The 17,849-nt window shown below is 41.9% G+C and carries 19 protein-coding genes and 1 pseudogene; 15 read left to right on the forward strand and 5 right to left on the reverse strand.

Translation table 11 applies throughout. The features are described from left to right. Positions 1-11: 11 nt before the first annotated feature. The 11 genes from AC4G47_RS09020 (at position 12) to AC4G47_RS09070 (ending at position 9,322) form a co-directional block, all read left to right on the forward strand. Positions 12-422, forward strand: a complete 411-nt coding sequence (locus AC4G47_RS09020; RefSeq protein WP_491105775.1) for a phage tail fiber protein — start codon at positions 12-14, stop codon at positions 420-422. Positions 423-430: 8 nt separating this feature from the next. After that, positions 431-3,178 (forward strand): hypothetical protein, encoded by a 2,748-nt coding sequence (locus AC4G47_RS09025; RefSeq protein ID WP_491105776.1) that lies wholly within the window; start codon positions 431-433, stop codon positions 3,176-3,178. Between the two features lie 12 nt (positions 3,179-3,190). After that, positions 3,191-3,859, forward strand: a complete 669-nt coding sequence (locus AC4G47_RS09030) for a hypothetical protein (RefSeq protein WP_491105777.1) — start codon at positions 3,191-3,193, stop codon at positions 3,857-3,859. After that, positions 3,852-3,995 (forward strand): XkdX family protein, encoded by a 144-nt coding sequence (locus AC4G47_RS09035; protein ID WP_145323012.1) that lies wholly within the window; start codon positions 3,852-3,854, stop codon positions 3,993-3,995. Before AC4G47_RS09030 ends, AC4G47_RS09035 begins: the two co-directional genes overlap by 8 nt. Positions 3,996-4,014: 19 nt before the next feature. Further along, positions 4,015-4,566 carry a phage distal tail protein gene (locus tag AC4G47_RS09040; RefSeq protein ID WP_491105778.1) on the forward strand — a complete coding sequence of 184 codons (552 nt, stop codon included), beginning with the start codon at positions 4,015-4,017 and terminating at the stop codon, positions 4,564-4,566. Between the two features lie 15 nt (positions 4,567-4,581). Further along, positions 4,582-6,804, forward strand: a complete 2,223-nt coding sequence (locus tag AC4G47_RS09045; protein ID WP_491105779.1) for a phage tail protein — start codon at positions 4,582-4,584, stop codon at positions 6,802-6,804. Positions 6,805-6,846: 42 nt separating this feature from the next. Then, a complete protein-coding gene (locus AC4G47_RS09050) occupies positions 6,847-7,425 on the forward strand; it encodes a stalk domain-containing protein (protein ID WP_491105780.1) in 579 nt (192 codons plus the stop codon). A gap of 167 nt (positions 7,426-7,592) precedes the next feature. Further along, the gene (locus AC4G47_RS09055) at positions 7,593-7,787 is read left to right on the forward strand and encodes a hypothetical protein (RefSeq protein WP_491106674.1); all 195 of its coding nucleotides are present in this window, start codon (positions 7,593-7,595) and stop codon (positions 7,785-7,787) included. Between the two features lie 40 nt (positions 7,788-7,827). After that, positions 7,828-8,118, forward strand: a complete 291-nt coding sequence (locus AC4G47_RS09060) for a hypothetical protein (RefSeq protein ID WP_124113795.1) — start codon at positions 7,828-7,830, stop codon at positions 8,116-8,118. 3 nt (positions 8,119-8,121) lie between these two features. Further along, entirely contained in the window at positions 8,122-8,400 is a 279-nt protein-coding gene (locus tag AC4G47_RS09065; RefSeq protein ID WP_491105781.1) for a phage holin family protein, read from the forward strand. Beyond that, a complete protein-coding gene (locus AC4G47_RS09070; RefSeq protein WP_491105782.1) occupies positions 8,387-9,322 on the forward strand; it encodes a glycoside hydrolase family 25 protein in 936 nt (311 codons plus the stop codon). Before AC4G47_RS09065 ends, AC4G47_RS09070 begins: the two co-directional genes overlap by 14 nt. Positions 9,323-9,461: 139 nt before the next feature. On the opposite strand, the pseudogene AC4G47_RS09075 reads toward AC4G47_RS09070, so the two are convergent. Together AC4G47_RS09075 and AC4G47_RS09080 are read right to left on the reverse strand one after the other, a co-directional pair. Further along, a pseudogene (locus AC4G47_RS09075) lies at positions 9,462-9,664 on the reverse strand (hypothetical protein). A 19-nt stretch (positions 9,665-9,683) separates the two neighbouring features. Further along, positions 9,684-10,265: an Ltp family lipoprotein gene (locus tag AC4G47_RS09080; protein WP_491105783.1), complete on the reverse strand. Its 582-nt coding sequence runs from the start codon at positions 10,263-10,265 to the stop codon at positions 9,684-9,686. Between the two features lie 265 nt (positions 10,266-10,530). Here AC4G47_RS09080 and AC4G47_RS09085 point away from each other — a divergent pair, with 265 nt between their 5' ends. Further along, positions 10,531-12,111 (forward strand): SIR2 family protein, encoded by a 1,581-nt coding sequence (locus tag AC4G47_RS09085; RefSeq protein ID WP_491105784.1) that lies wholly within the window; start codon positions 10,531-10,533, stop codon positions 12,109-12,111. A gap of 157 nt (positions 12,112-12,268) precedes the next feature. Here the strand turns inward: AC4G47_RS09085 and AC4G47_RS09090 are convergent, their stop codons facing one another. Together AC4G47_RS09090 and AC4G47_RS09095 are read right to left on the reverse strand one after the other, a co-directional pair. Further along, positions 12,269-12,595 (reverse strand): toxin-antitoxin system HicB family antitoxin, encoded by a 327-nt coding sequence (locus tag AC4G47_RS09090; protein WP_491105785.1) that lies wholly within the window; start codon positions 12,593-12,595, stop codon positions 12,269-12,271. An 84-nt stretch (positions 12,596-12,679) separates the two neighbouring features. Beyond that, positions 12,680-12,904 carry a type II toxin-antitoxin system HicA family toxin gene (locus AC4G47_RS09095; RefSeq protein ID WP_076328831.1) on the reverse strand — a complete coding sequence of 75 codons (225 nt, stop codon included), beginning with the start codon at positions 12,902-12,904 and terminating at the stop codon, positions 12,680-12,682. 909 nt (positions 12,905-13,813) lie between these two features. Here AC4G47_RS09095 and AC4G47_RS09100 point away from each other — a divergent pair. Beyond that, positions 13,814-14,488 (forward strand): hypothetical protein, encoded by a 675-nt coding sequence (locus tag AC4G47_RS09100; RefSeq protein ID WP_491105786.1) that lies wholly within the window; start codon positions 13,814-13,816, stop codon positions 14,486-14,488. Between the two features lie 72 nt (positions 14,489-14,560). Next, positions 14,561-15,664, forward strand: a complete 1,104-nt coding sequence (locus AC4G47_RS09105; protein ID WP_491105788.1) for a thermonuclease family protein — start codon at positions 14,561-14,563, stop codon at positions 15,662-15,664. 253 nt (positions 15,665-15,917) lie between these two features. On the opposite strand, the gene AC4G47_RS09110 is transcribed toward AC4G47_RS09105, so the two are convergent. Then, positions 15,918-16,589: an SOS response-associated peptidase gene (locus AC4G47_RS09110; protein ID WP_491105789.1), complete on the reverse strand. Its 672-nt coding sequence runs from the start codon at positions 16,587-16,589 to the stop codon at positions 15,918-15,920. Between the two features lie 215 nt (positions 16,590-16,804). On the opposite strand from AC4G47_RS09110, the gene AC4G47_RS09115 reads away from it, so the two are divergent. Further along, positions 16,805-17,836, forward strand: coding sequence for a fibronectin type III domain-containing protein (locus AC4G47_RS09115; protein ID WP_491105790.1), 1,032 nt, complete (start codon positions 16,805-16,807; stop codon positions 17,834-17,836). Positions 17,837-17,849 lie beyond the last annotated feature (13 nt).

The following is a 17,849-nucleotide window of genomic DNA, read 5'->3' on the forward strand; positions in this document are numbered from 1 at the left end:
GAGGGATTATCTTGGCAGACATTTTACTATCGAAATCAAACTATTGGAAGAAAGCTTCAATCAATGCGGCTCTCCGAGCTGTTAACTTTACTGCTCCACCCAAAGTATACATTGCACTTTACACATCTAACCCTACAGACGCCGATACAGGACAAGAAGTGACAGGTGGAGGCTATGCCCGGCAGCAAGTTGTTTTCGGAGACCCTGTTATTTCGGACCGGAGGGCAGGAGTTCAGAATACAGCAGATGTATCTTTCCCTATTGCAACAGCGGATTTGGGCCTGATTACACATGTAGGCATAAGGGACGCTGTTACAGGCGGGAATCTCTTGTATCACGGAGCTGTAAAAACGCCAAGAACAGCACTGACCAATGACCTGATTCGTTATCTAGCGGGTCAACTCAAGATTGATGAGGGGTAGGTAATCTTATGAGAAAGATGTATCCGGCAATCGTAAATTCTCCCAAAACGGAACTTGCGACGGCTATCACGCAGACACAAACAGATATTTCGGTTACTGATCCAAGTGTACTCTTACCAGGCGAGGGGATAGCCGTCATAGGTAATGGGGAAACAGCAGAAACGATAACTTATACATCTGTTGAAGGAAATACCTTAAAAGGTTGTTTGCGGGGGTATCAAGGCATTGCACGAGCTTGGACGCCTGGTACAAGGGTTGCTCGTAATTTTGCGGCTGCAGATTGGGATGCAGCTCGTGAAAATATATTGGAACTAGCTGATAGGCTGGATACTCCTGAGCGTACAGCTATTACACTCCAACCAGGTATCCACGTAGTTCAGGCAGAACAGGAAGCCCCGTTTTCCTTGAATGGACTCAAGGGCAGAACGTTGGTTAACTTGCTGGGACGTGTCGGAGGAATGGAGGACTTATCAAAGATAGGTTATTATAATTCATCAATTGCCTCAGACTCCACAAATAAAGTTCAAGGGCTTAAAGGGTTGATGGTAGCCGTTTCGGAAAGTCCTTCCGGAGTAGCAGCCATTTCAACATCAGTAAAAGCCGGAAAGTATTATATCTTCATTGTAGAAGCAAAAAACGGGAATTCTACCAAAGTGACGTTTAGCCTCCCTGCAGTAGGATTAGGAAAAGAATCAAGCTCATCAGTCTTCACGCCTATGTCCATTCGATATGCACCGTCACAAGATGGAACATTTAATATTGACATGGGAGTAGTGGGTCCGTCCGGATCATACGCCTATTTTGATGCTGTTCGTCAATATGAGGTAAGCGAAGCAGAATATAACGCTCTCGCTTCGATGACGGATGAACAAGCCGCTGCTAAGTATCCTTACGTTGATAGCGTTCAACCCGTGCGAAATCCGTATGCGATTCGTTATGGAGAAAACTTGTTGCCGCCGTTTTATGATGAATGGCAAAATGCCCCTCGTAACGATTCTACAGGAAAAGGATCTATTTCAAGTCCTTACGAGTATACGGTGGTAGCCAACGCAGCAGAATCATGGATAGGCTCTCCGTGGATTCCTGCAATTCCGGGTAAGGCGTATACGTTTAGTGCCGAACATAATGGTCAAATACATCTTGTATTCGCTGATAAAGACAAGATAGCGATTAGCGGGACTGGATATGCCGCCGGACAAACTGCAACTCTCGTAGCCCCTGTCAATGCGGCATATGTTGTTGCCTATTTCAGAAATACAGGAAGCGCAGCGGGGACGTTCAGCATTAAAAACCCAATGCTCGTTCTCGGCACAACAGCCAAACCATTCAAACCACGTGAGGACGTTATGCTCGCATTGCAAGCGGATCTATACGCTAATCCACTAACTGGGGCGAATGCTGACGAAGTGTTCGAGAAGGACGGTCAATATTTCAAATTGGCGAAGTGGAAAAAAGCTTCAATCATTCCTACAGGTGATTATGGCGTTAATGCGTCGAGTTACACGGGATACAAACAAGTAACATTGTTCATGCCTAAAAATGTCGATACGTCAAATGTCGCCGCGTACATGACTAAGTATGACGGTAAGTTACTTGAATTGGATAGAGTTAGCTCGCCTTTTCCTAAATCAGATTTATTTAACGTAGGCAACGAATCAAATAAGGGTTATGTATGGACGACAGTTTCCAACGCAGACAGCGGATGGGGAGACTCATACAATCCGACAGCAGCCGAGATTAAGGCGTATTTCATGGGCTGGATTATGTACCTCTCGGGAACTGGAGGAAGCGGCAAAAGCGGTATTACGCCGTATAACGGAACAGGAACGAAGTATTGGGCAAGGGTAGCATCTGACGGCAACACTTTAGCAGATGGAACAGCAGTTTTACCGACGACTCAAGCGCCAAGCTACACGCCATACCAACTCGTATATCAACTTGCAACGCCTACTGTCGAACCAATCACTTCGGAGGGACAATTGACGTTCTTTGAGGGAGATAATCAGATTGAGGTAGGAACGGGGATTGTGTTGCGCGAAGGCGTGAAACCTTACGTTAATTCTTCTATCGGTTACGCTGGGATTAATGCTCCGAGTTCGCCAAACTATCCGGGAACAGGGTTACAAACTAAGGTGAGTAAACTCCTGAAAATATATAAGAACGGCAGGGATGATAACGAATGGAATGTACAATCAGGCGGGAGCATTACTGGCGGCGGAGAAGAATACGCGGATATTAAATTATCTCAATATGACGCCTCAGCCACGTACACCGTAACATACCTGATGCTGGACACGTTCCCGGCTGCTCCATTCGTCGGATCGGTAGCTGAGAACGAAAAGGCGCTGCTTACGGACTTGGTGCAGGATGTTCAACAAGCTACCGCTCGGCTTAGTGTTGTGGAGTCGAAAAAGGCCGAGAAGGGTAGTCCGGCGTGGATTACGCCAACATTAGTAAATGGGTGGATCCAATATCCCGGTTATCCAACTGCTCAATACGTTAAGGATTCAAGCGAAAATGTACACATTAGAGGATTGATTAAAGACGGAGTTAGGGATGCAGGTAAGAGATTGTTTGTCTTGCCCGAAGGATTTCGCCCAAAAACAAGACGGATATTTAACGTACTTTCCTTCGAAACCCCCACTCCGGTAGGTACAACAGTCGAAATAACAGAAGACGGAAACGTATACTTAGGATCGACTGCCGCATCTCTATGGCTGAACCTCGAAGGTATATCATTTAATATCAATATATAAAGGAGGTAACACATGAAAGCCGTACCTAAAGTGAATACAGACGGACTCTACTTAGAGGACGAGTTGGTGGACGATGCCTTTTCTGGTGTCGTCCCTTTTTATGCCGATCCTGAGCCTGTGGTATTCAATCCCGAAGCGCCTGAACAGCCTGTGGGGCCTGAAATCCCGGATGACGAGGAAGAAGTAGAAAGGGAGATTGTAGGGTATATCGTAGGCGTGCCAGTTCCTGCTGGATTGTTTCTGCCGAAGTTCGATCTGAAGGGATGGGAAGCACATCTCGAAGAGGAAGTGACAGCACGAACTGAGTATCAATCTCTTTATGATGCGTGGCTTCAATTGCCGGAAGAAGAAAAGGAAGAAGCACCTCAATATGTTGATCCCGAGTTGCCTGACTTGTGGGTGGAGGGTTTAAGCCAGGAAGAGATTGACGAATTGATCAAGCCACCGCCGGAAGAACCTTCTGAGATGGACCGTTTTGGCGAACAGTTGGTACAGCGCGAGCTGGAGTCGCTTGAAATAAAGCGACAAAATGAAATATTGGGTGCGCAGATCGTTCAACGCGAACTTGAAAACGCTGAATTAAAGGCTCAGAACGAAGCATTAGGTGGTCAGATTGTCGGCATTGAATTACGTATATTGGCAATGGAAACAGAACCGAAAGGGGAAGATGCGAATGTTTAATTCTGACTTCGAAAGACTCCAATATTACTATGAAAAGAAATGGGCCAAGGAACCGCAGCTAAGACAGTATGTATCATTTGGCGTAATTACTCCTGATGAATTCGAACAGATTACAGAGCAACAATACGAAGCGTAAGGCAGAAGGAGGCGCGGTCTTGTTCGGTGGAGGATTTAACGAAATTGCTTTTAACACTGGTGGTGGAGAAAACATCATTGATATGTCGGCTCACCTTTCTGGTGGTGCTCAGATGTATACCAAACGAGATGCAGATGAATATGAGTTGGAATACGCCATGGAAATGACCCTTTCATCGGATATGTCTGGGGAATCCCAGTTACAAGCTGATTTCGTTCGGGAAATTGTATTAGAAGCTGTTCCTATGTCAGGCGAAGCTCGAATTAGCGGGGAATATGTACGTGAAATAAACATGCGCTCAGAATTGTCTGGTGAAGCAAGATTGATTGCCGCAGCTTCCAGATATCATGTGGATTATATCGAATTCGAAGACGTGTTCAATCCCGGTGATCAGATCATTATTGATATAGACAAATTTAAAATCTTACGCAACGGGCAGAACGTTTCTCATCTATATAACGGAGACTTCTTTTATTTAAATCTTGGCGAAAATAACCTGACCTGGACTGATCCTGAAACGGGTAGAACAGTTCTAATGCGAATTACACATCGTGATAAATTCCTTTATTAGATATTGAGGTGGAAAATGCCTAACCCAACTATGCAAGTCTTCGACAAAAATCTTCGGCGTGTAGGTACCCTGATAGACAGTCATGAAATTCAACGAAGAAGACGTATTAACAGTGACTACGAGGTAACATTCATGGTCCCAATGACCTCAGATGATTACCGCGAAAAAATAGCAATCAAAGGCCACGTTCAAGACGAACGTGGCCAATATTATGTTATTCAGTCTAGGAGCCGGTCCCGTGAAGGTCGGAAGCTGATGGCTTCAATTTATTGTAATCATGTCATGTTCAAACTAAATGACTTCAAGTTTCCTTATACCTCATACATTGATGAGGCTTATGGGATACACCTAAATGAACTGACGGAGTTAATTACAAAAGCTACTGGCGGGAGATTCACTTTCGTTATCCACGATACGTTTGATCTACATGACGTTAAAGATTTTGGGCGAGGGACATGTCTTGAAGCTCTGAACCGGATTGTGGAAATGTATGAATGTGAGGTTGAGCCTAATAATTTTGTGATTAACCTTAAAAAAAGAATCGGATCTGACCACGGCTTACAGTATCGGCTCAAGAAAAACATCGTATCAAGCTCATTCAAGGACAAAGGCGAATCGCTTGTTACCCGGATGTATGCTCAAATGAAAGATGGCCGTACATTCATCGGTATGGATGCGTCATTACTGACAGATCTGGAAAGAAGCCTATTGTCGAGCATACCAGGAACGATTGTGAATGGTAAACTTGCGGTTAACTATCTCATATCACCATTTGCTCAATATTGGGCGAGTGATTCGGTTCCATTTTACGATGGAGAGATCATCGAACAGGATATTGAAGAAGCAGAGGATTTGCTGAAGGCTACACGCAAGGCGTTGCTTGAGCAAGAGGTTGTTTCTCTGGAAGCAACTATATCCACGGCAGACCTGTTTAAGATTGACCACACGGAACCAAAACCTCATTTAGGTGATGATGTCATGTGTATCGATCCAGATATGGGTATGAACCGGCTAAAAGCCCGTATCACTGAACTGACAGAGTATCCATACAGTTTAGACAAGCATGCTGAACCGACGATATCCAATATCAATTTAAGAGATTATGATGATATTATCAGTGACCTGGAACGAAATAAGAATATCACCAACAACCTGTTTTCAAACGGGAAGATCCGGACGGATGTCTTTGAATCATTTGCCAAGCAAGCGGTCATTGACATCAACAACAGCAAGACTGAACTGATCTATCCACCAGAAGGTGGAATACTGGCTCAAGAAAAAACGAATCCACTGGAGCAAGTCAGGCTGACATCAAAAGGGGTTGGGATATCTACAGATGGTTGGCAGTCAATACGTGCTGCTATAACGGCACGAGGTGTTGTTGCTGAGCAAGTAATAGGCCAACTTGGTAACTTTGTCTCCATGTTGATCGGTAATGGTGAGGATATTGTCCAGATCAATACAAACGGTATTGCAGCGGGAGCATCATCGTTTAATAGTGCGCCTTTCAGACTAAATATGAAAGGTGATTTGATAGCGAATAGCTTAACAGCGAATTACGCAAACATTGAATATTCCAACTTTAAAAATGGTGCAATTGTAGGTTCATCCATTAATGTGGGGAACGGGATGTTTACCGTGACTTCCGGAGGGATCATGTCGGCTGTAGGAGCAAACTTCTCTGGATCAATAACCGCCTCTGCAATTTCAGGAACAAGTATAACTGGAGGAACGATTACGGGGTCATTAATACGTACAGCAGCAACAGGTCGTAGAGTAGAGCTTGATAACAACGGATTCCGAACCTACGATTCCAACAATAACAACCGAATTCGAATTAACACTGATTCTGATAATGGTATAGCAGCTATGTCTTTCTTTGGATCAGGAGGAGCATTTGCTGGAGAAATAAATACTTATCAGAATAGTGGAGGCTTAACTATTTTCGGAAACGATATATTCATCGGTTCAAATAGTACCGGAAATCCTATCAGACTCCAAGGAGCAGTTATATTTGGCGGGGGCGCAACTTTTAGAACGGGTTTTGTATACGGAATTTCCATCTCTGATATTGTTGGGTTGCAGAGCCAACTAACTTCATTACAGAATAAGATAGATTCATTACAATATTCATACGACAATCACAGACACAGTGTCACAACTGCAAACCATAATCATGGCAATACGGCAAACAATCCGAATACTGGTGGTGGAACCTTTACGACAACCACTCCGTAATGTATCATATTAGGTAAATTGCACCAATACGGGGGTAGGGTTATGAAGAAAGTTGCACACAAAGTTGCGTATGTAGCTGGAGGTATTATTATTGGGATTGTTTTTTCGACAACAGCGGGAGCATTTGCGGACTCTGTTAAGAGCATGGTCGGCAAAAGAGTGACTGGTGAATATACAATTGTAGTTGATGGCAAAAAATTGTCGGACAAGGGAGCTGTCATTGACAGTAAGGCAAATGTTCCAGCTCGTGCCCTGTCCGAAGCGTTAGGAGCTGATATTTCAGTGAGCGGAAAAACAATAAACATAACCACTGAAGACGGAACTGTTACAACAAATGATGATAAGTCTTCTTCTCATACTGTGACATCACAGACAAACAAATACATCGGTGGGACTAAATCTAGCTTGGAGCAATTAAGAGAGAGCACAGTTAAAAATGTTATTGCTCCACTAAAAAAGGATAGAGAAAAAATAGCAGCAGCTTATGATGAACTTATAGATACAGGTGATAAAGCTGGAGCAGAGCTGTCTAAACAACGGTTGGATGAATATGACGCCGATATTGCAAAATACGAGGCTGAATTAAAACTAATTGATGAAGCATTACTTACTGCTAAGTAGAATAAGTCTCTGAGGGTCCGTTATCTGCGGACTCTTTTTTTGTTTCTGTGACTATAAATCCGTAGCCACTCCGCAACAAAGATAAAAGATAATAAATCTATAAAGCCCTATTCCTTAACTGGAAGGGGCTTATTTTCGTATAGAGAGGAGGAAAAGTATTGGCAAAGATGACACATACACTCCAAGTTGAACTGGATTTGAATAAACCTGTTGAAGAATTGACCCAGATAATCTCTGCGGTTCTTAGCTCACATCCACTTAATCAAAAAGAGATTCTGACTGCTTTAGATCTGGAGATCGGGAATGCACTAGCAGCTATTGAGATTCAAGAACAAAAAGAAAGTACGGAGACAATTGAATAGGGCAGGAAACATTTCCTGAACAGAGAGACGGGGGAGCGGGATGGAATGGACTGTATTGATCAGTGTAGTCGCAGCAATTAGTGGTCTTATCTTGGGGTGGTCGGGACGCACTAGATCTTTTAGACAAGACATTATCCAAGAAGCAGGGGCTGATGCCTTGCAACGCGCAGATGTTGATTACATAAAGCGCGGGGTGGATGATATTCGGCTTGAGCAAAGAGTTCAGGCACAGCGTGTAGATGCACTGTCAGAGCGGGTGACACGGGTCGAAGAGTCGGCTAAACAAGCTCATAAGCGGATTGATCGAAAAGAAGATATTGGAGGCGTATAGGATATGGACTGGAGTACTGTATTTTCACTTATTGATCCTAAGTTATTTATTGTATTGGCTGCATGCTGGGTACTTGGTATTGGAATCAAACGCATACCAAAGATCCCTGATTGGACCATTGTTTTCATCGTGACTGCATTCGCTATTGTTATTACGTGTTGGACACTGGGATGGTCAGCCGAGTCGCTCGTTCAAGGGATTCTGGTTGGGGCATTCTCAGTATACGGAAACCAATTGGTCAAACAAACTAAAAAGGGAGTTGGTACAGATGCAGGCGCGTAAACAGGGGAATGCACAGGGGATTGACGTATCCCATCACAACGGTAATATCGATTTCAAAAAGGTGGCAGCGGACGAGATTTCATTTGTCTTCATGAAAGCCACACAAGGCAAGTCCTTCAGGTCATCAAAGTTTCTCAAGTTCGTGAAGGATGCCAAGGCAGTTGGCCTGCTGATCGGTGCATACCACTATGTGGATGACTCTGCTGGCAGCGTTGATGCAGCAAAGGCAGAAGCACAGAATTTCTACAGAGCCATTCAGGATGCTGGTGGGATCGGCGTTTTCGATCTACCGCCAGTTATGGACTATGAATCAAACAAAAAGGGCTACAGTAAAGCAACGATTACGGCAGTAGCCAAGACGTTTCTGGAAGAGATTCATAGGCTTACAGGGGTTAAGCCACTGGTGTACACGTATCCAGCATTCATCGGCAATTTCAGCGGTCTGAGCGGGTACCCATTATGGATTGCACGTTATAGCACACAAACGCCTGCTGATGCTTCTGGTTGGACACGTTGGGACTTCTGGCAATACAGCGATGGCGCGGCTGGTGGATATCTGCCACGCGGTAAAAGGAAGGTTGACGGGATCAACGGTCCGGTGGATCTAAATGAGTTTGACGGAACGGTTGCCGAGCTGAAAGCGAAGTATTCAAAGAAGAGTGAACCTGTTAAGGAGGACAAGCCAGTGAAGCAGGAGAGAGACGTTAACGTTCCGAGCAAGTGGGCTGAAGCGTCATGGAAGGAAGCGCAGGCTAATGGGTACTTTGATGGAACGCGTCCAGGTGCGCCGATTACGAGGGAAGAAACGGCCATTGTGATTAACCGCTTGCGGCGTAACTTCCTGTCCCTGATTGCAGGTGTTAACGGTGATGTAAAAGGACTTGATGAACGCCTGAAACAGATTGAAGCGACTCAGGAATAATTTCAGAATATTATACACCCAAATTGACAAGTCTTCCCCGCAACTATCTCACTAAAACATGAGAATTTTGCAACCATAAATCCCAATCGCTTGGGAATAAATAAGGCCCTATCAGCTCATAGCTGGCAGGGCCTTATTTTTATTTGAACAACTTTTTGATTACCTGGAAAATATCAAACGAAGTCTTGCGGTACACCTTGTTATATACTGCTTTTTTCGGGTTCCGGAGCCACACATATCCGCGAGGCATTTTTAGTCCAGACCGATGTATAATTTGACGTTTAATGCTGGTACGGGCTGATATCCGTTTTTTAGGCTGGGCATCCGGAATCCAAACTTCATTCAATGCACCGCCGATCTGTTATTTTAAATTAGCTACTGCGTATTTAGCTTCTTCCTTGGTGAATTTCTCACCATAGTCAGATACCAACTGATCATAAATGGCGGAATCAGACATACTCATTGATTCAGCGTATGTTTGAGCTTTCTTTAAAGCTGCTTGTTTCCAATCAAACTCAATGTTATCAATGGCATATTGAGCAGCTTCCTTTGGAAAGTTTTCACCATATTCAGATGTCAATTGGTCGTAAACACCGGCTTTGGACATGTTCATAACTTCAGCATAAGTAATTGCTTTTTCTAGTGCAGCCTTGTGCTCTCTTGGTACGCTATTTGCTTCAGCTTCCTTTTTAGCCAATTCTGCTGCCGCAGCTTCATCTCTTGCTTTCTGTTCCTCAGCAGCTTTTTTGTCGGCTTCAGCTTTCTCTTTGTCTTCAGTCGTTTGTTCAGTTGGTGTTTCTACTTTCTGTGATTGTTGGGTGGTTGCTGAGGCGGCAGGTTCGTTAGCTACAGTCTCTTTCTCTCCGAGATTACCGATCACTCCGATAACAACTACGATAGCGATCCAGAACCACCATTTCTTATAAATCGGTTTTTTGTTCAAGGTACTTCCTCCTATGTATTTAGATAAAGCTAGTCTATCAGACCTAGGAAAATGTTTCTATATTTATTTGAAACAATTTACAAAACTGTCGAAATGGGTTACTATATGACTAAATCCGAAAGAATCGGTGAAAAGGACCTCACTGGCCATGTGTGCTGGAGAGGTCCTTTTTTTAATTTAATTATATGATTATTATAAATAATAAAATTAAAACACTGTACTCATTTAATGGTATATTATACTTAAAAGTTAAGGAGGGAGATATATGAGTAACAGCTTAGAATCTTTTTTCTCAAATCTTAAAGAAATAAATAGATTGCCTATCATGTTTATCGGTTCAGGGATGGCAAAAAGGTATACTTCCAATAACTTTGATTGGAAGGGCTTACTGATAAAATGTATTTCAGCTTATCATGAAATGCCAGATAGAAAATATAAATGGTATATAGAAAAAATTAAGTCAGAACATAATGTTGAAAACGATAGTCACATGATGTATAAGCTTCTCGGATCTTACATACAATCAGACTTTAATATGGAGTTCTATGAAGGAAAGTTTGAATTAGAGGGAATTGGTGATGATCAGATTCCTTTAAAGTATTTCATTAAAACAACTTTGGAGAATTATTCAATTAAAGATGAAATGAAGCCAGAGCTTGAGATGTTGAGACGTCTCAAAGATAAAATGCTGACCGTGATAACTACAAATTATGATACATTCTTAGAAGATTATGTATTTACGAGCCATGAGAAAATAATAAAACAACAAATTTTCACAGGTTCAGAGCTTGGAACCCTTATGAAGATTCATGGCTGTGTGTCTGAACCGGATTCAATGATCCTTACACAAAATGATTACGAAAATTACTACAAAAAAAGCAAAGTCCTTGCAGCAAAGGTAATCAATATGTTTGCGGAAAATCCAGTTCTGTTTTTTGGATATTCAATCACTGATGAGAATATCAGAGACTTTTTGCATGACGTATATTCATGCTTAGAAACTAATGAGGAGCTGGATCATTTTGAGAAGCGTCTAGTAATAGTAGACTACGATTCGTCAAAATCAGAACCTGTAATCGGCCCTCATACTATAGACTTTAATGGAACTCGAATAAATATGTCTAAGATATCAATATCTGACTTTTCCCAATTATATCAGCAAATGATAGGATTAAAGACATTTACTCAACTTCGGGAGATAAGACGATTAAAAAACCTTGTGTATGATATCGTTCATGATTATCAAGGTGAAAAGAAGCGTGTCGTAAATCTCATGAATGATGAAGAAGATGGAGGGGATGAAGTTGTAGTAGTAATAGGTAGATCGTCACAGGTGATGGAACTAACTGGAGTTACTGGCGTGTTAAGCGATCAAGTGTTTAGGGACATACTCTATGACGATCTTGCTTCAATGCTTCCTATAGAAATATTCGTTGATAGGGGGCTTCCTCAGCTGCTAAAAGGAAATTCTGTTATCCCTGTTCACAAATATCTACGCAGACTACCCTCGGAGAAGGATGTTATCCTTGATAAAAATGTAATTGAAATGAGAGATAAGAATCCTGAGAATCTTCTAACAAAAAGTATGATAAGGGACTTAGATTCATATGAGGAGTATAGATTTAATTCTTTAGATGAAATTTATCTATCAAATGTTCCTAAAACGAAAAAACTTCATTTTCTATTATTTTGGAGCATTGCGGCACTCACTGAGGAGATAGATGAAATAAGAGAATTTTTAATTAGGCATTATGAGGAATTAAATGCAAACTCAAGAACAGTTTTAAGAAAATTAATTATTGTCTTAGACATAAAAGAAAATAAAGAGAGCACCCCACAAGGGTAGCATTAGTCCGACTAATACGCCTCATAAAGTGCTCATTTCATAATCATACGTTATCATAATAGATTTTATTCGTCAATACTGCGATTGACCTCAGATTTTTTTATCGTACTGACAAAATGCCCTGTTAACCTTCAACGGTTAGCAGGGCATTTTTGGTTTATCGGCTCAGTTTGTACAGGCAATACTGATTCAGTGAAACACTCTCCGCGGCTGCCCGTTCAACCAATTGCCGGTGCAGACTCCGTGGTACGCGCAAATTGAATTTACCGCTGTACTCATCCTCACCAATTGGCTCAGGAATGGCGTCACCATATTCCAGTTTCACTGCCAGGTGTCCCTCCATAGCTTCACGAACACTTTCGTAGGCTTCAGCAAAAGTATCTCCATTGCTCTGGCACCCATCTAATTCCGCAACAGTTGCGAAGAAATAATCACCGCTCTCGTCTTTAACGGGTCTGATTTGTATCGTATACGGGAGGGCCATGTAGTACGCTAAATCCTTCTTTTGGCTATGATTTGCCATTAATAATCGGCTAGGATATGATGAGAATTAAGGAAAGGGGAGGTGCTACTCCCCAATCCGGTCCAGTACGTCTTTGACGTATGCCGCCTTTAGTGGTTGTTCCTTTTTGATGGTTATCAAGTCTCCTGCTTGGTTTCGGAAATGGAAGTGCGAGCCGTTGCTTCTCACTAATCCATAACCGTGATGCCGGAGTACCTTGGCAACTTCATCATATTGGATACCACTGGGGCGGTCTTTCATTTTTTGGACCAATTTTTCTATCCTAGCCATGTCTCACCTCCTTCACATATAGTACCGTATATAGTACTATTATGCAAGGCGCTTTTTTTGATTCGCATGTATTTATTTTTTGTTGTATAATTGTTCCATCCTTCTGAAAGGGGGACACCGGAATGATAATTCGCTTTTGGAAGTGGCAGCTTGTTATCTTTTTCTTCCGGGCCAAAAAATAATTTATTATTTTCTGGTCCTTGGTTTGATGGAGGTACTTATATTATTTTCTCCCTCAAAAGTGCGGGATTCAAATGAATTCACCGTACTATGTGACGCTGAAATGCGTCGCATCCAAGGACAGGTGCTAAATAAAGTAGTGTTTGATTTTAGTTTATGTTGATTTTAATTACACGTAAAAAAAATTTCTACTGCTAAGGGTAGAAATTTTTTTTGTTGTATAAAGAGCGTACGTTCGCATACAAACGTTCTTACCTTGCGTTGATAATCAGTCAACATGTTTATGCCCCCTATGCTGTAATACTAATCGGATGACATGCCAGCAACCCGGACTCCCGGAATGTACGCGGCTGGCCAGATAGCAGATCATCAGCTTTGATCATTCCTGAATGTATGTTTTTCACCTGGATGCGGCGTTTCGTGATCTTTCCATTCCGATCCTCATAGATAATCTCGACCAACCACCCTAAATATTCAATGGCATGCTCATCACTCCCAAGGCGGATCTTGTACAACTACAAGGGGGGCGGCGAAGGCTTCCCAAGATCCACGAGATAACGGTTAAAACGGGAAAACAAAAGACTGATGTCATGAATGCTTTGTACGCTCTTGTAGCCGCTGAATACATATATTGAAAGGACCGCGGTATAACACGATAATTTCCATTATGGTAGATATTACCTTCGTATGTTAGGATTAAAGTACTATATATACATGGGGGCTAAGAATGTGCGTAGAAACAACAAGATGTTGCTTTTGGCTGCAGGATGTATTTCTTTATCCATAGCAATAGCCGGTTGCGGAGGACCTACTAATGAAAATGTAAATACGAATAATTCATCGGAGACAGCACCTACAGCTGATTCATCAATTGTGAATGAAGCAACAGCAGGTAAAGAGGATTACAGTTCTACCGCGTCTGTTGTAAGCGACAAACCAATTATTGAACCATTGATTACGAAAGATGGAGGGCTTGGTGATACGAAGGAGGCTATCGAACAAATTCGCGGTGCAAGTGAGAATAGAGAAGACGCCACCTTTAGTTCTTATCAAAATGATAAGTTTGTCATTTTATATGTTGAAGATGAAGTGAAAAAAAATACAGCTATTAATGTGACCTTGCAATTTGAATTTACGGACATACCAAGGCGTTCTAAAAAGGAAGCTTTACTTGAGGCATCTACAGTAATTCCAAGTGATGCAGTAAAGGTCAAGGAGTATAAGGCAGATGAGGATCGGTATGTTATCCAGTACGAAAGTAAGTTGCTTGCTGGACGTCTAGAGGGTTTTTATGATCTTCATAAAGATGATCATGAATTCAAACCTGGCACCTTTATAGTTCTACTGAAGCACGATGAACAAGGTTTTTTTTCAGTCGTGGTTGGTGCTGGTGATAAACCGTAATCGGGGCATGAACAAATAAGGCGGGCTTTTAAATTGGCAGCCGTTTCTTATTTAAACTATCGGGAGGATAAGATGAAGAAATTGAAGAAAATTGCGTTATGGAGCTTGTTAGGACTATTTTTGTTTGGAGTAGCTGTACAGATCACAGGCGATTTTGCTCTGCTTATTTTAGCTCTGATATTGGGTTATTTGGGTTACAGAAGGTTTAGTTCTAAAAAGAAAATGTCAAATAAAATTAGCAAAGGTTCAGTTGCACTGTTCTTATTATCTGGCTTCTTTCTATTAACCTTTGTAGCAGTTATGTCTGCTCCAAATGAGCCGAATCAAATGGCGAAAAATGAACCAACGTCAAGTGCCGCTGTAAAAGATAACAATACGGTACCTTCCGCGACTTCAAATGAAATTCAAGAGGTAGCAGCCACTACTGCTGATGTTAATGACAAGTCTGAAGAAGAGACTGATACCGGAAAAAAGACAGACCGAATTCCAGTGAACTTTATCGAAGCTACAGATGGTGACACCTTCAAAGTATTACTTGACGGTAAAGAAGAGAAGGTACGCTTGCTACTGGTGGACACGCCTGAGAGTGTTAAACAAGGAACGCCAGTTCAACCGTTCGCCAAAGAAGCATCTAATTTTACATTGGCTCAATTGAAAAAAGGGAATCTCACTTTGGAACTAGATGTATCTGAGCGTGACAAGTACGGCCGCCTGCTGGCGTATGCCTGGGTAGGAGATAAGATGTTAAATGAGCTGTTGTTGGAGAAAGGTTATGCCCGAGTCGCTTACATATATCCACCTAACGTAAAGCATGTAGACCAGTTTGAAAAGATCCAGGTGAAAGCTCAAAAATCAGGATTGGGAATCTGGAGCATTGAGAATTACGCACAAGAGGATGGATTTGATGTGGCCGCAGCTAATAAATCCACTGCTGAAAAGCAAGAAACGATAACCAAAAAAACAGAATCCCTTAGTAGCTCCAGCACGACTAAATCAACAACATCGACTCCTAAAAAGGAGACTGTCCCTAAGCCAGACCCTAAACCATCATCCGAGGTATACTACAAGAACTGTACTGCGGTAAGAGCAGCTGGGGCAGATCCAATCTATGAGGGAGAACCAGGGTACAGTAGGAAGCTTGATCGTGATGGTGATGGAGTTGGATGTGAGAGATGAATCATTCCTTAAATAGGAGTGTTAGAGCATGTCTAGAAGATCCGATATTTATAAATTATAAATAGGATTTTTATCCTCCCAAGCCAAAGTATCAGTATGACACGTTCTTGAGGATCAGTAATATCTTATGGGTACAAAGAAACTAAAGGCTCTGCTGGCTTATCGTTGGCAGGGAGTAGATACTTCCGTGATCGGTTTGAGTTTAGGGTACAAAAATAGAGCAGGAGGGATAACCTCACTGCTCTTTTTACGTTCAGCCTACCTCTTTTATTAAATCCTCATTGTTATTCCTCACATTACCGACTTCCTTCGGCACCTCATATGCTCTCATCTCAGAAGCTTGATAAGGCTTAAGCAAATCGCTTAGAGACTGCACATCATCATTGTTTCTTCCGAGCCACTCAGCCTCATCCTCAGGACGCAAGATGACCGGCATACGATTATGAATGTCTTCCATCAGTTCATTGGGCTGGGTAGTAATAATGGTGCAAGTACTCAGTTTATTACCGTCTGGATCTGTCCAAGTATCATATAAGCCAGCCAATGAAAAGATACTGTCGTCTTTCATCAATATACGCATCGGCTTCTTGGTAGATCCTTCCTTGCTCCATTCATAAAATCCGTTCGTGGGGATGATGCAGCGCTTGGAGCTGATTAACCGTTTAAAGGCAGGCTTCTCTACAAGCGTCTCAGCTCGTGCATTTATCATCTTATTCCCGATCTTATCATCCTTTGCCCATGAAGGAACGAGGCCCCATCGGAGCGAACCCAATCGATTTCCTTCCTTGCTGCCTATAATTGTAGGAATGTATTGCATAGGGGCAGCGTTGTAATTAGGCTTGTACTCAAATCCATCAGCGATAGATGCATAGTACCTGTCCATTATTGCATCTAAGGGGTCAGTGATCGTAAATCTTCCGCACATGGTAATGCCTCCTTTGAGACTCTATACTATGTAATTTTACTCAAATATTTAAGAATAGAAACGGGTAATTTGTGGAGATACGCATCCAATATAAAATAAAAATGCAATAAATTAGATGATATTTATAGATCAGCAAGTTTATGTTTAGACAAAGAATGAAGGAATGAATTATCTTAATATCTGGTCAAAAGATTACTGAGGGGATTGATTCGAAAATGAGGATCGGAAAGAAAATTGGTGTTTTATTTGGAGTATTAATGCTATTATCAGCAATGCTTCTAAATTCTTCTATTTATGCGGCAACTGTAGGGCAGAGACTTGATGAACCTGAGGCAGGATGGCAAAGATACGATGATATATCACCGTTTTTAAACTATTCAGGGAGTTGGACTAAAGCACGACCATCAGCCCAAGGAAATCATTACAACAATAATTACTCATATACAACAGATACTAAAAACGGAAAGCTTAATTTCGTTTTCTATGGTACTAAAATGAGATATATTGGCCAAACATATTCAAACAAAGCAAAGATAGTTAGGATAAAAATTGATGGTCAAGAAGAGACTTTCAGGCAACAAGGTGCAGATACATATTTAATCGTGAACTACGAAAAACTTGATTTGCCATTGGGTTACCATAAAGTAGAAGTTACATTTGATGATTCAATGCTGATGGTGGATGCTATAGATATTGATGCGGATGGTCGGCTTGTAAGTGAAAATACTCCTCTAAATTTAGAAGCTTCTGGTGGGGATAGTCAGGTCGGCCTGAATTGGAATGCTGTTCAGAATGCGGAGTCATATACAGTTAGATACGGGACTGAGCCAGGTAAGTATTCAGAAACAGTAACAGCCACTAAAGATTCATATGGGAACCTTCTCATCCCCGGGCTAACTAATGGAACAAAATATTACTTTGTGGTGAGTGCTGTTGTGAATGGCGTAGAGTCCGAGTTTTCAAATGAAGCTTCTGCAACTCCTCAAGGACCAATCGTAGAGCCAGAAGAGCCATCAGGTAATCGTGCAATCCTAGTCGTTACAATGACAACTGGATTGGAAAAAGAATTCGATCTGAGTATGCAAGAAGTTAACAGCTTTATCGATTGGTACGAAGCAAAACAAGCTGGAAGCGGAAAAGCATCTTATGCAATCAACAAACATGATAATAACAAAGGACCGTTCAAGAGCCGTAAAGACTACATCCTATTTGATCGAGTCCTAACGTTTGAAGTGAGCGAATACTAAGCTATCAATAAAA

The organism is Paenibacillus sp. Negev47 (assembly GCF_058313655.1).